This window comes from Streptomyces sp. NPDC086835, assembly GCF_044745705.1.
In the GTDB taxonomy this organism is placed as follows: Bacteria; Actinomycetota; Actinomycetes; order Streptomycetales; family Streptomycetaceae; genus Streptomyces.
The window spans coordinates 1-11,954 of sequence record NZ_JBIVAU010000004.1; the positions used below are offsets into that span (position 1 = coordinate 1).

An 11,954-nucleotide genomic window follows, 5' to 3' on the forward strand; every position below is an offset into this window, starting at 1 on the left:
GGACCCTGTGGGAGAGTAGGACGCCGCCGAACAATCATTGTGGGAAAGCCCCGCACCTCTGGTGCGGGGCTTTCCTGCGTTCAGGGCCAATTCCCCAGCGTTAGGGGAAATTCCCATGCGGGTTCACCGGTTTTCAGGACGGGTTCACCAGCCTGGTGTCGTACGCCAGGATGACCGCCTGGACGCGGTCCCTCGCGCCGGTCTTCGCCAGGATGCGGCTCACGTGTGTCTTCACCGTTGACTCGGCCAAATGGAACCGGCTCGCGATCTCCGTGTTCGTCCAGCCCTGGCCGATCACTGTCAGAATCTCGCGCTCCCGTTCGGTCAGCCGCGCCAGGCGCTCGTCCGGCACCGGCTCGCCGGTCCCGGACGCCATGTTCTCCGGCAGGTGCTGCACATACGTGTCCAGGAGCCGGCGTGTGAGGCTCGGAGCCACCACCGCGTCTCCGGCGGCCACGGCGCGGACGCCGGAGAGGAGCTCCTCCGGCATCGCGTCCTTGATGAGGAAGCCGCTCGCGCCGGCCCGCAGGCCCTTGTAGGCGTACTCGTCCAGGTCGAACGTCGTCACGATGAGGACGCGCGTCCGGGCGCCCGAGGCGACGATGCGACGCGTCGCCTCGATCCCGTCGAGACCCGGCATGCGGATGTCCATCAGGACGACGTCGGGGTGGAGTTCGGCGGCCTGCCGCACTGCCTCGGCGCCGTTCCCGGCCTCGCCCACCACCGTCATGTCGTCCTGGCTCTCCAGCAGCATCCGGAAGCCGAAACGCTGCATGGGCTGGTCGTCGACGATGAGCACTGTCGTCACTGATCGGGTTCCTTCGGAAGGTGGAGACGTACGCGCCAGCCCCCCGGGGGCCGGTGCAGCGGACCGGCCTCAAGTGTGCCGTCGTACATGGCGGTTCGCTCCCGCATACCGGCCAGCCCACGGCCCGTGCCCGCCGGCGTGGCCTCCCCGCCCGTCCCGGTGTCCGTGACCGTGACGGTGACGCCGTCCGCCGCGTACCGCACGGCGACGGTGGCCGTCGCCTTCGGGCCGCCGTGTTTCAGGGAGTTGGTGAGGGCTTCCTGCGCGACCCGGTAGAGAGTCAGCTGGCGCCCCGCGGGCAGCGGACCCGGGTCGCCCTCGACCGTGAGGTCCACCGGCAGGCCCGCTGCCCGTACGCCGTCGACCAGCCGTTCCAGGTCGGTCAGGGCCGGCTGCGGGGCGAGTTCCGCCGCAGGCGGTGCTTCCGTGTCCTCGCGCAGGACGTCGAGAAGCCGCCGCAGCTCCGTCAGGGCCTGGCGGCTGGTGGTACCGATGGCCTCGAGGGCCTGGGCCGCGCGCTCCGGGGAACCGGCGGCGGCGTAGGCGCCGCCGTCCGCCAGGCCGGTGATGACCGACAGGTTGTGGCCGATGATGTCGTGCATCTCCCTCGCGATACGGGTACGTTCCGCGGCTGCCGCGAGCTGCGCCTGCTGGTCGCGCTCCACCTCGAGCTGCCTGGCCCGCTCGACCAGGGAAGCCGTGTACTCCTGCCGTGAACGGACCGCGAGCCCCAACAGGGCCACGAGCGCGAAGCTGTAGAGCATCGGCACGAACTGCTGGTCCCAACTCCCCACCGGATAGGCCGTGGCACCGACCGCCAGCGGGACGAGCACGGTGCCGAACGACCACACCAGGGTGCGCAACGGCAGTCGCAGCGCGATGTTGTAGACGGCGATCATCTGGAGGAACGACGCCTGAAGATGCGCACCGCACGCCGCGTTGGCCAGGGAGAACGGCAGCATCCCCAGGAGCACGGCGAGCGGATGGCCGCGTCGCCACAGCAGCGGTACGGAGAAGCCCAGGCTCATGGCGAGGACCAGCCAGGAGGGCACCTCGTCGTTGAAGGCGACGTTGCGCCAGCCGCCCGCCGCGTCCACCAGTGCGGCGAACACGAACACCCCGGTGAGGTGGAGGTCCCAGACCAGCGGGCGGCGGCGGTCGAAGGCGCGTAGGCGTTCGGTGAGGCGCTGGAGCCGGCGGGTGAGCGGCTGGGCGCCGGTCGACCAGCCCTGGGGAGCGGGGCCGGTCTGCGGGGGGCGCTTCTGCTGGGCCATGCGCATGCTCACATCCTCGTGCACCGGCCGACCCGGCCTCAGACGTCCCGGCGCTCGAGCAGGACGGCGGCCGCGGCCAGGGTCGCCGCCGCCCACAGGGTCAGCGCCAGCAGTGCGCCGCCCGGTGAGGCCGCTCCCGGGATCGCCTGCGCCGACAGGAGGGACTCCAGGGCCTTCGTCGGGAAGTACTCCACGGCATCGGCCACGACGTCGTACGGGAGCATGGCGATCACCTCGGGCAGGATCATCATGCCGCCGATGAACGCGCCGATCGCTCCGGGCACCGACCGCACGAGCGCACCCAGGCCGAGGGCGATCAGTCCCAGCAGGGTGAGCCCGGCCGAGCTGCCGACGAGGGCGCGCACGACTCCCGGGTCGCCGAGCGAGGCCTCCTGGTCGGTGCCGGCGAAGAACAGTTGCGCGGCCGGGAAGGTGACGAACGCGGTGATGAGCGTGACGGCGAAGGTGACGACGCCGAAGACGGCCGCCTTGGACCACAGCACCGGGAGCCTGCGGGGCACCGTGGTCATCGAAGCGCGGATCATGCCGGTCGAGTACTCGCCCGCGGTCATGAGGATGCCGAGGACGGCGAACGCGATCTGTGCGAACTGGACGCCGATGAGGGTGAGTACGACGACGTCCACGTCGCCGTCACCGCCGCCCGTCTCGTAGGTGGCGCCCATGAGGAGGCCGATGCCGAACGTCAGCAGGCCGGCCGACATCAGGGTGATCCAGGTCGACCGCAGCGTCCACAGCTTGTGCCACTCGGAGCGCAGCACACGGGTCGGGGTCAGCTCGTACGTGCTCATGCTGCGGCTCCTTCGAGCGGGACGGCCTGGTACTCGACCGCCTCGTGCGTGAGGTCCATGAAGGCCTGTTCCAGCGAGGCGGTGACCGGGGTGAGTTCGAAGAGGGGGATGCCGTGTGCGGCGGCGGTACGGCCGACGCTCCTGCTGTCCGTGCCGCGCACGAGCAGCTCGTCGGGGCCTGCCCGTTCCACGTCGACACCCGGTCCGGCGAGGACTCCGGCGAGGGAAGCCGCTTCCGGTGAGACCACCTTCACGGCGGACGCGCCGGCGTCCCGCACGAACGCTTCCACCGTCGTGTCGGCGAGCAGCCTGCCGCGGCCGATGATGACGAGGTGGTCGGCGGTGAGGGCCATCTCGCTCATGAGGTGCGAGGAGACGAGGACCGTGCGACCCTCCGCGGCGAGGGACTTCAGGAGCGTCCTGATCCAGAGGACGCCGTCGGGGTCGAGTCCGTTGACGGGTTCGTCGAGAATCAGGGTGGCCGGGTCGCCGAGGAGGGCGGCGGCGATCCCGAGGCGCTGGCCCATGCCGAGGCTGAAGCCCTTGACCCGCCGCCCGGCGACATCGGTCAGACCGGTCATGCCGATGACCTCTTCGACGCGAGAGGGCGGGATGCCGTGGGTGTGGGCGAGGGCGAGAAGGTGGTTCCTGGCGGTGCGCCCGGGGTGGATCGAACGGGCCTCCAGCAGGGCTCCGACCTCGGTGAGGGGCGCCGGGTGGGCCGCGTAGGGGCGGCCGCCGACGGTGGAGTGCCCGCGGGTGGGGGCGTCGAGGCCGAGCAGGAGGCGCATGGTGGTGGACTTGCCGGCGCCGTTCGGTCCGAGGAAGCCGGTCACGGAGCCCGGCCTGACACTGAAGGTGAGGTCCTGGACGACGGTCTTGTCGCCGTAGCGTTTGGCGAGTTCGACGGCTTCGATGCCGTGTGGCCTGGTCATGTCCCCGACGCTACGGAGCGGGAGGCGGCCGGTCGTCCGACCGCGGGCGGGAGCCCGGGGAGCGGCGTAGTACCTGGGTACGACCGGGAAACGGCGTTGCTCAGGGGCGCAGGTCAGGGCCAGTATCGGGGGATGGAACACGTGATCCGGCGCGTGCGCGCCGAGGAGTGGGCGCAGGCCCGCGACCTCCGGCTGGCCGCCCTCCAGGACCCTCTTGCCCCGATAGCGTTCTACGAGTCGTACGAGCAGGCCCTCGGGCAGCCCGACTCCTTCTGGCAGGAGCGCACTTCGTCGGCCGCCGCCGGGGTGGACGTCGTCCAGTTCGTGGCCGAGGCACCGGACGGCCGGTGGGACGGCACGGTGTCCGTGCTGGTGGAGCCCAAGGGCAGCGCGCGCATCGGCAAGCCGGCGCCGGTCGACCAGACCCATGTGGTGGGGGTGTTCGTACGGGCGGAGGCACGCGGCAGCGGGCTGGCGGCGGAGTTGTTCCGTGCGGCGCTGGACTGGTCGTGGGCGCTGGACTCGCCGCGGGTGGACCGGGTACGGCTGCTGTTCCACGAGGACAACGAGCGGGCCGCGGCCCTGTACCGCAAGGTCGGGTTCGTGCCGAGCGACGACGCCGCGCCCGTGCCTGAGGACCCGCCCGCCCGGGAGTACGAGATCCGGCGATAGCTTCGGGTGCGGACGCTCAGTGCGCGGGGAGCGCGTCCTGCCAGCGGGCGCGGGCCTGTTCGGGGGAGCGGAGCAGGACGAGTGTCGGCAGGCCCTGGTCCTGGCCGGTGGCCAGCAGCTCGGGGAGGCGCGGGAGCGGGGCGACGGCCGCGACGTCGTCGAGCACGAGCGTCATTGGTGGGTCGAGCCGACCGTCGGATGACCGTGCGGCCATGCGGCGGCCGTGCTCGACCACGTCTGCGGCGAGCGCCGTCAACAGGGGCATCGCGCCAGGATGGGTGCGAGGATCCTCGATCGGTTCACCCACCACATAGAGCGTGCCCGCTTCGTTCACGAATGATTCCAGGGCGAGCGAATCCGTTCGATTCGGTGTACATGCCTCACGGATGTGGACGGAGGACAGCGCGGACAGTGCGCGGACGGCCAACTGCCGGGCCACTTCGCGCCGTTCCGGGTGGGCGGTGAGCGCCGATTCGAGGAGCCCGGCGAGCCCCGCCGTGGCTTTGGGGTGGGTGCGGAGGATGCGTACCGGCTCGTGGGCGCCGGTGCCCTGGGCCCAGCGGTGGACCTGGCGGAACGGGCGGCCGTCCACGGCGGCGGCATGGAGCCAGCAGCGCAGGAGCGTCTCCGCCGTGTCCGCCATGGTGGCGTCGATGAGCGCTCGGGGGCGTACCGGCGCCAGCACGGCGGCCGCGCGGGCCGCCGCTGTCCTGTCGTCCTCGCAGTGGGCCGTGGGGGACCAGTGCAGCCGGGCGGGGGTGTCGCACAGGTGCCCGGGGTCGTAGACCAGCACGGGGCCGAGCTTGGACCGTGCGTCCTTGGTGTCGGCCCACACCGTGGGGTCGGAGGTGACGACGAGCGCGGGGCCCTCCGCGTCGAGGAGGGCCTGTACGGCGGCGGGGCGGCGTACGGTGCGGTCGCCGTACAGCACGCGGGGTGTACGGGTGCGCGGGGCCGGGACGGTGGGGAGCGGGGCGGGCGCGGCTGCTTCTCCGTGCGTGTCCTCGGCGGGAGCAGGCGCGGCTTCCGCCGTGACCTGTGCGTGTATGGGGGCCTCGTGGGGCGGCCGCTGTTCTCGCGGGGGCTGCTCCCGCAGCCGGCCACGTTCCTCGCGTGCCGCCGCCCGGACGGCGCGCCAGCGGGCCACCGTGCCCAGCGTGAACACCGTGAGCACGATCAGCACCATCAACTGGCCGATGAGCAGGCCCCAGAACAGTCCGTAGCCCGAGAGCTGCGCGGGCGGCGTGGCGGGCCAGGCGCCGGCCAGGTCGTGCGGGGCGGCCGCCAGTTCCCGGACGGCCGTCGGCGTGTTGCCGAAGGTGACCCCGGTCGGCCAGGCGCCGTGGGCGAACAGGCCGGCGAGTCCCGTCGCCGACCAGACGAGCAGCGTCAGGCCGAGGAGGAAGGCCAGCAGCCCGACCAGCAGGCCGTCGGGGACGCCTCCTTGGCGCTCTCCGGGCCGGCCGCCACCCTGTCCCTGACGCCCCTCGTACATCTCACGCCACCGTCGACTCTGACGACTCGTCCAACCGTTGCTGTTCGATGAGCTGCGCGCGCTGCTCCGCCTCCCATTCCGCGGCCTGGACATGCTCCGGAACGGAAGGCACCGAGGACTCCGTCATGGCCCGGTCGGTGAAGACGAGCGGCCTCTCCGCCTCTGTCACGAGGTGTTTGACCACCTGGACGTTGCCGTTGACGTCCCACACGGCGATGCCCGGCGTCAGTGTGGGGATGATCTCCACGGCCCACCGCGGCAGGCCGAGCACCCGCCCGGTGGCCCGTGCCTCGTCGGCCTTCTGGGCGTAGATCGTGCGGGTGGACGCCATCTTGAGGATCGCCGCGGCCTCCTTGGCCGCCGCCCCGTCCACGACGTCGCTCAGATGGTGGACCACCGCGACGAACGACAGACCGAGCCGGCGCCCGAACTTCAGCAGCCGCTGGAAGAGCTGCGCGACGAACGGGCTGTTGATGATGTGCCACGCCTCCTCCACCAGGAAGATGCGCTTCTTGCGGTCGGGCCGGATCCAGGTGTGCTCCAGCCACACACCGACGATCGCCATCAGGATGGGCATGGCGATGGAGTTGCGGTCGATGTGCGACAGGTCGAAGACGATCAGCGGGGCGTCGAGGTCGATGCCGACGGTGGTCGGCCCGTCGAACATGCCGCGCAGGTCGCCGTCGACGAGCCGGTCCAGGACCAGCGCCACGTCGAGGCCCCAGGCGCGTACGTCGTCTATGTCGACGTTCATCGCCTCCGCGGACTCCGGCTTGGGGTGCCGCAGCTGCTCCACGATGTCGGTGAGGACCGGCTGCCGGTCGGTGATGCTGGAGTTGACGTACGCGTGGGCGACCTTGAGCGCGAAGCCGGCCCGCTCGTCGAGGCCGTGCCCCATCGCGACCTCGATGATGGTGCGCAGCAGCGCCAGCTGGCCGGTCGTGGTGATCGACGGGTCGAGCGGATTGAGGCGGATACCGCCGTCGAGCGCCGTCATCGGGTCGAGCCGGATGGGGGTTATCCCCAGCTCCTGCGCGATGAGGTTCCACTCGCCGACGCCGTCCTCGCCCTGCGCGTCGAGCACGACCACCTGCCGGTCGCGGAAGCGCAACTGCCTCAGTACGTAGGTCTTCTCGAGCGCCGACTTGCCGTTGCCGGACTCGCCGAGCACCAGCCAGTGCGGGGCGGGCAGCTGCTGCCCGTACAGCTGGAACGGGTCGTAGATGTAGCCTTTGCCGCTGTAGACCTCGCGGCCGATGATCACACCCGAGTCGCCGAGGCCGGGCGCGGCGGTGGGCAGGTAGACGGCCTGTGCCTGGCCCGTCGAGGTACGGACGGGCAGACGGGTGGTCTCCACCTTCCCGAAGAGGAAGGAGGTGAAGGCATCCGTGAGGACGGACAGCGGATCTCGCATGGCGGACTGCCCTCTCGGTCAGCGTCGGATGCCGGTCGCGAACGGCAGGGTGTTCACAAAGGCCCTGTGATGCTCGCGGTCGCACCACTCCAGCTTGAGGTACGACTTGCCGGCGGAGGCCCGGATCGTGCGCTTGTCCCTGGCCAGGGCCTCGGGCGAACGCGACGACACAGTGATGTACCCGACGAGGTTGACCCCCGCCGCACCGCTCGCGAGATCTTCACCCCGCTGGTCGAGCCGGCCGTGCGCGGCGATGTCGCGCGGGTCGACGGTCCGGTTCATCTTGGCGGCCCGGCTGGCGTCCGCCTCGTCGTTGGTCTTCTCGGTGAGCATCCGCTCGATGGCGACCTCGGTGGGCTCCAGGTCCATGGTGACCGCGACCGTACGGATCACGTCAGGGGTGTGGACGAGCAGCGGCGCAAGGAAGTTGACGCCGACAGGGGTCATCGGCCACTCCTTCACCCACGCGGTGGAGTGGCACCAGGGGGCGCGGGTCGACGACTCGCGGGTCTTCGCCTGGAGGTAGGTGGGTTCGACGGCGTCCAGCTCGGCCGGCCAGGCGTTCCGTTTCGTCATCGCCTGGATGTGGTCGATGGGGTGGTCCGGGTCGTACATGGAGTGCACGAGGGACGCGAGCCGGGACTGGCCCAGGGGCTGCCGTACGCGGATGTCGGCCTCGGCGAGCCGGGCGCAGATGTCGGTGAGTTCACGCGCCATGACGACGGCCAGACCGGCGTCCTTGTCGAGCCGCTTGGCGCCGGAGGCGTGGCGCACGGCACGGGCCATGGCGTGTGCCTCTGCGGCCAGGTCGCGGGAGTAGTGCATGCACGCCACCAGATAGGCGCGGTGCTGCTCACTGGACGTCGACACCATCGACTGGAGCTGCTCGTACGACTGCTGGAGCCAGCCGGGCGCTGCCGCGTTCCCGCGCTGGGCGACGTCCTTGGCGTGCGCGTCCGGGTCGGCGGGGAGCGTACGGGCGAGCATCTGAAGCCGGGTCACGAAGCCGTCGCCGTTGGCGACATGCTTCAGCAGCGTGCCGAAGCGGTCGACGAGGGCCTCCTGGTCCTCGCTGTCGCGCAGTCCGACGCCCGGGCCCTCGATCTCGATCGCGGCCGTGACGGTGCGGCGGTCGGCGTGCAGCAGCACGGCGATCTCGTCGGGGCCGAACGGTGCGGCAAGCCAGTTGATCCGTCCGATGCCGGGCGGCGGGCCCACCTCGACCTCCCGGCCGTCGAGCCGGGTGCCGGCCTCGACGGCACCGGACCGGTAGAGGGTGCCGCCGCTGCGCAGGGAACGCTTGTAGCTGCGGTTGATCTCGAACCATTTGTAGAAGGTGCGCTGTTTGTAGGGCACGTAGACGGCGGCGAGCGCCAGCATCGGGAAGCCCATCAGCAGCACGATGCGCAGGGACAGGACCGGGACCAGCAGCCCGCTCATCATGCCGAGGAACGCGCCGGCGATGATCAGCGCGATCTCGCCGGTCTCGCGGTTCTTGCCGATGACCGCGTTCGGCCGGGCACGGCCGATGAGGTACGTGCGGCGGGGCGTGATCGGTTGGGACTGGGTCGTCAACGCCGGCCACCTCCTGTGCTGTTGCGATTGCTGTGCGGGGTACCGCCGGTCGGGCTGTTACGGGGCGCGGGCGCGGCGCCGCCGGCCGGGGGAGTGCGGCTGCCGTGGGCCGCCATGCCGCCGGAGGCGGGGTTGGCGGGACGGGGGGTGCTGCTGCCGCTGTCGCCACCGGTGTTCTGGTTGCCCCGGGAACTGTGGGTCTTGATGCCCTGGGAGACGAGGGCGGCCGGGGAGCTGATGACGGCAGCCGCCTTGCCCTCGGCGCCGTTCTGGATGCGGTTGTTGCGGGAGGCGGCGATCTCGTCGCCGAAACCGGGGACGAAACGGTAGATCATCGCGGAGGCGAAGATGGCGAGCAGGATGATCGCCAGCCCGGACACGACGGCGGAGAACGAGTCCGGCCCGTCGTCGGCGGAGAGCGCGCCCGCGAGGCCCAGCACGATCACGATCACCGGCTTGACCAGGATGATCGCGATCATGATCCCGGCCCAGCGGCGGACGTGGCCCCACATGTTCTTGTCGACGAGGCCCGCGTAGACGACGACGCCGAGGAGCGCGCCGACGTAGAGCAGCACGGCCCGGATGAACAGCTCCAGGTAGAGCACCCCGGCGGCGAGGATCGTGACGAGCGAGACGACGATCAGCATGATCGGCCCGCCGCCGATGTCGTCGCCCTTCGCGAGGGCCTTGGAGAAGTTTCCGAAGAACATCTCCGTCTGCCCGGACGTACTGCCCGAGATGACCTCGGTGACGCCGTCGGTGACCGAGACGAGTGTGTAGAGGATCAGCGGCGTGAACGCGGACGCGAGGACCGTCAGCCACAGGAACCCGATCGCCTCGGAGACGGCCGTCATGAACGGCACTCCCCGGATGGCCCGCTTGGCGACGGCCAGCAGCCACAGGAGCAGCGTGAGGATCGTGGCGGCGGCGAAGACGATGGCGTAGTGGGCGAGGAAGGTCAGGTTCGTGAAGTCGACGGTGGCCGTCGACTCGACGGCCTGCGACAGCTTCCCGATCGTCCACGACGCGGCGTCGGCGCAGCCGCGGGCGAGCGAGGACAGGGGGTCGAGCGCGGCGGTGGGGTCGTCGACGGACGACCGGCCGGGGGTGGCGGGGGCTTCGCCGTTCTCGCAGTAGTCACGGGCGGGGCCGACAATAAGGTCGCACTTGTCCTGGTCGGAAGGCGTGGGCGTGGGAGCCGCAGCAGCCCGCGTCGCGGTCAGGACGATCGCTGCCTGCACGCTGGCGAACGCCGCAGCCATCGTGAGTGCTGCGCGTCGCGGGCTACCGGGCATACGTGAACCCTCCGTACTGCTCGACTGCCTTGGCGATTTCGTCGGCGCTGGAGGCTGTGCGATCCGCGTTCACCGGTGCTGGGCCGTCCTTCTGGGAGAAGTTCTCGACCTTCCAGTCCGCATCCGCCCACCGGAGCTGCAGCGTCATGGTGAACCAGTCGTTCGTCACGGGGTTGGTGGAGCTGACGCCAGCGGTTCCGAACACACCTGTGCACCAGACTTCGACGGTTGCGCTGGTGTCGGTGTATTCGGTGACCTTGGTCCCGACCGGCGCTGTGCGGGACACGTATGTCATGCCCGGTGCGGCGTTGCCGTTCGCATCGAGACCGAGCTTGTCCAGAAACGTCTGGTCGTAGGCCTGGTCGAGCTTTGACTCCAGCTCGGGGACCTTGGCAGCGACGAAAAGTTGACGCACGATGGCGCGCCGCGGGTCGGGCTTGAGGATCTCGGCCGACACGAGCGCCACCGCGTAATTCGCCGCCGCGCTCTGCGCCCCCTGCTCGTCCTGCGTGTACCCCGTCGGGATGCCGCCCGCGTTGCCCTTCACCGGGCGGACGCCCGACGGGGCCGTCGACTGGGCCTTGGGGGCCTTGTCGCCGGCCTCCGGCGGGGCGTCCGCGCCGCCGCCCTGGTTGGCGAAGGCGATCGCCGCGATCAGCAGCACCACCACACCGACCACCGTGATGAGCGAACGGGAGCTGCTGCGCCCCGTGCGCCGTGCGCCGCCGTAGATGTCCGTGTCGGTGCTGCCCGGGAGGCGGGTACGGGTCTGGCCCGAGCCGCCGAAGCCGTCGCTCGTACGGCCGGGCTCGCCGCCGTAGCCGTGATCGTCGCCGAGGCTCATCTGGCCCAGGCCCCCTCAACCAGTGGTGGACGAACTGCTTGCCGCGTCGGCGCGGTGTGGTGACTCGACATCAGGGAGACGCAACCTCGAACGGTGGGCCCGGGCGTGCCCGGAGAGGACTGACGGGTGCTAGACAGCCATCCCGTAGACGATGGTGAACAAGGTCCCCAGTGACCCGATGATGAAGACGCCGGTCAGACCGGCGACGATCAGGCCCTTGCCCTGTTCGGCACTGAACGTGTCGCGCAGTGCCGTCGCGCCGATGCGTTGTTTGGCCGCTCCCCAGATCGCGATGCCGAGGCAGAGCAGGATGGCAATGGCCATCACGACCTCGATCATCACTCGAGCCTCGTTGCCCAGGCTCCCGAACGGCCCCCAGTTCGGGGCGATTCCGCCGATGATGGTGGTGATATCGCCCTTTTCGGCTGCCAGGATCATGTAACTCACCGCCCCAGTTGGGTTGTTGGCCGCCCACGCCGCTCGGCACAGGCTCTGGGTTCTATCTTCGCTGATGAAACCGCCCGCGTATGCCGACTTGGAGGGTCTCTTTACCCGATCTCCGCACGTATGACCGAGCCGGCCCCCCTGACCTGCGGTGGCGCGGTTCGGATCGGTGCGAGTGGATGCATGGTTACTCTGTGTATCATGGAGGGTGACTTCGAGCAATGACTGTCGTTGTTCCACCTTTGGGGTGGTTCGCGCCGGGTACGACGACGGCGGGGGGGGGGCCCCCCCGGGGGCCCCCCCCCCCCCGGGCGGCCCGCCCCCCCCCCCCCCGCGCCCCCCCGCCCCCCCCCCCCAACCCCCCCCCCAACCCACGCACTGGCGGCCGA

General features: G+C 70.7%; 11 protein-coding genes. 1 reads left to right on the top strand and 10 read right to left on the bottom strand.

What is annotated here, in order from left to right; genetic code table 11:
- Nucleotides 1-133 precede the first annotated feature (133 nt).
- Genes ACIPJI_RS15090 through ACIPJI_RS15105 form a run of 4 tightly spaced genes read right to left on the bottom strand, consistent with a single transcriptional unit; the run spans nt 134 to nt 3,826 of the window.
- On the bottom strand, nt 134-808 hold the full coding sequence (locus ACIPJI_RS15090; RefSeq protein ID WP_356619008.1) for a response regulator transcription factor: 675 nt from the start codon (nt 806-808) through the stop codon (nt 134-136).
- Nucleotides 805-2,082: a sensor histidine kinase gene (locus ACIPJI_RS15095; RefSeq protein ID WP_402247157.1), complete on the bottom strand. Its 1,278-nt coding sequence runs from the start codon at nt 2,080-2,082 to the stop codon at nt 805-807. Before ACIPJI_RS15095 ends, ACIPJI_RS15090 begins: the two co-directional genes overlap by 4 nt.
- Before the next feature lie 38 nt (nt 2,083-2,120).
- On the bottom strand, nt 2,121-2,891 hold the full coding sequence (locus tag ACIPJI_RS15100; protein ID WP_402246626.1) for an ABC transporter permease: 771 nt from the start codon (nt 2,889-2,891) through the stop codon (nt 2,121-2,123).
- Nucleotides 2,888-3,826 (bottom strand): ATP-binding cassette domain-containing protein, encoded by a 939-nt coding sequence (locus ACIPJI_RS15105; RefSeq protein ID WP_402246628.1) that lies wholly within the window; start codon nt 3,824-3,826, stop codon nt 2,888-2,890. Before ACIPJI_RS15105 ends, ACIPJI_RS15100 begins: the two co-directional genes overlap by 4 nt.
- Before the next feature lie 132 nt (nt 3,827-3,958).
- Here ACIPJI_RS15105 and ACIPJI_RS15110 point away from each other — a divergent pair, with 132 nt between their 5' ends.
- Nucleotides 3,959-4,498, top strand: coding sequence for a GNAT family N-acetyltransferase (locus tag ACIPJI_RS15110; RefSeq protein ID WP_307707223.1), 540 nt, complete (start codon nt 3,959-3,961; stop codon nt 4,496-4,498).
- A gap of 16 nt (nt 4,499-4,514) precedes the next feature.
- Here the strand turns inward: ACIPJI_RS15110 and ACIPJI_RS15115 are convergent, their stop codons facing one another.
- The 6 genes from ACIPJI_RS15115 to ACIPJI_RS15140 all read right to left on the bottom strand — a co-directional run bounded on the left by ACIPJI_RS15115 (nt 4,515) and on the right by ACIPJI_RS15140 (nt 11,559).
- On the bottom strand, nt 4,515-5,993 hold the full coding sequence (locus tag ACIPJI_RS15115; protein WP_402246630.1) for a type IV secretory system conjugative DNA transfer family protein: 1,479 nt from the start codon (nt 5,991-5,993) through the stop codon (nt 4,515-4,517).
- A 1-nt stretch (nt 5,994) separates the two neighbouring features.
- Nucleotides 5,995-7,407, bottom strand: coding sequence for an ATP-binding protein (locus ACIPJI_RS15120; RefSeq protein WP_356618997.1), 1,413 nt, complete (start codon nt 7,405-7,407; stop codon nt 5,995-5,997).
- 18 nt (nt 7,408-7,425) lie between these two features.
- Nucleotides 7,426-8,982: an SCO6880 family protein gene (locus ACIPJI_RS15125; RefSeq protein WP_189468459.1), complete on the bottom strand. Its 1,557-nt coding sequence runs from the start codon at nt 8,980-8,982 to the stop codon at nt 7,426-7,428.
- Nucleotides 8,979-10,277: a hypothetical protein gene (locus tag ACIPJI_RS15130; protein ID WP_356618994.1), complete on the bottom strand. Its 1,299-nt coding sequence runs from the start codon at nt 10,275-10,277 to the stop codon at nt 8,979-8,981. Before ACIPJI_RS15130 ends, ACIPJI_RS15125 begins: the two co-directional genes overlap by 4 nt.
- The gene (locus ACIPJI_RS15135; protein WP_356618992.1) at nt 10,267-11,121 is read right to left on the bottom strand and encodes a hypothetical protein; all 855 of its coding nucleotides are present in this window, start codon (nt 11,119-11,121) and stop codon (nt 10,267-10,269) included. The genes ACIPJI_RS15130 and ACIPJI_RS15135 overlap by 11 nt, the downstream gene beginning before the upstream one ends.
- Nucleotides 11,122-11,250: 129 nt before the next feature.
- Nucleotides 11,251-11,559 carry a hypothetical protein gene (locus ACIPJI_RS15140; protein ID WP_005315450.1) on the bottom strand — a complete coding sequence of 103 codons (309 nt, stop codon included), beginning with the start codon at nt 11,557-11,559 and terminating at the stop codon, nt 11,251-11,253.
- Nucleotides 11,560-11,954 lie beyond the last annotated feature (395 nt).

Coding starts and splice junctions, on each gene's coding strand:
- ACIPJI_RS15115 (WP_402246630.1), bottom strand. CDS start 5,993: ATGTACGAGGGGCGTCAGGGACAGGGTGGCGGCCGGCCCGGAGAGCGC.
- ACIPJI_RS15110 (WP_307707223.1), top strand. CDS start 3,959: ATGGAACACGTGATCCGGCGCGTGCGCGCCGAGGAGTGGGCGCAGGCC.
- ACIPJI_RS15120 (WP_356618997.1), bottom strand. CDS start 7,407: ATGCGAGATCCGCTGTCCGTCCTCACGGATGCCTTCACCTCCTTCCTC.
- ACIPJI_RS15095 (WP_402247157.1), bottom strand. CDS start 2,082: ATGGCCCAGCAGAAGCGCCCCCCGCAGACCGGCCCCGCTCCCCAGGGC.
- ACIPJI_RS15105 (WP_402246628.1), bottom strand. CDS start 3,826: ATGACCAGGCCACACGGCATCGAAGCCGTCGAACTCGCCAAACGCTAC.
- ACIPJI_RS15135 (WP_356618992.1), bottom strand. CDS start 11,121: ATGAGCCTCGGCGACGATCACGGCTACGGCGGCGAGCCCGGCCGTACG.
- ACIPJI_RS15100 (WP_402246626.1), bottom strand. CDS start 2,891: ATGAGCACGTACGAGCTGACCCCGACCCGTGTGCTGCGCTCCGAGTGG.
- ACIPJI_RS15140 (WP_005315450.1), bottom strand. CDS start 11,559: ATGATCCTGGCAGCCGAAAAGGGCGATATCACCACCATCATCGGCGGA.
- ACIPJI_RS15130 (WP_356618994.1), bottom strand. CDS start 10,277: ATGCCCGGTAGCCCGCGACGCGCAGCACTCACGATGGCTGCGGCGTTC.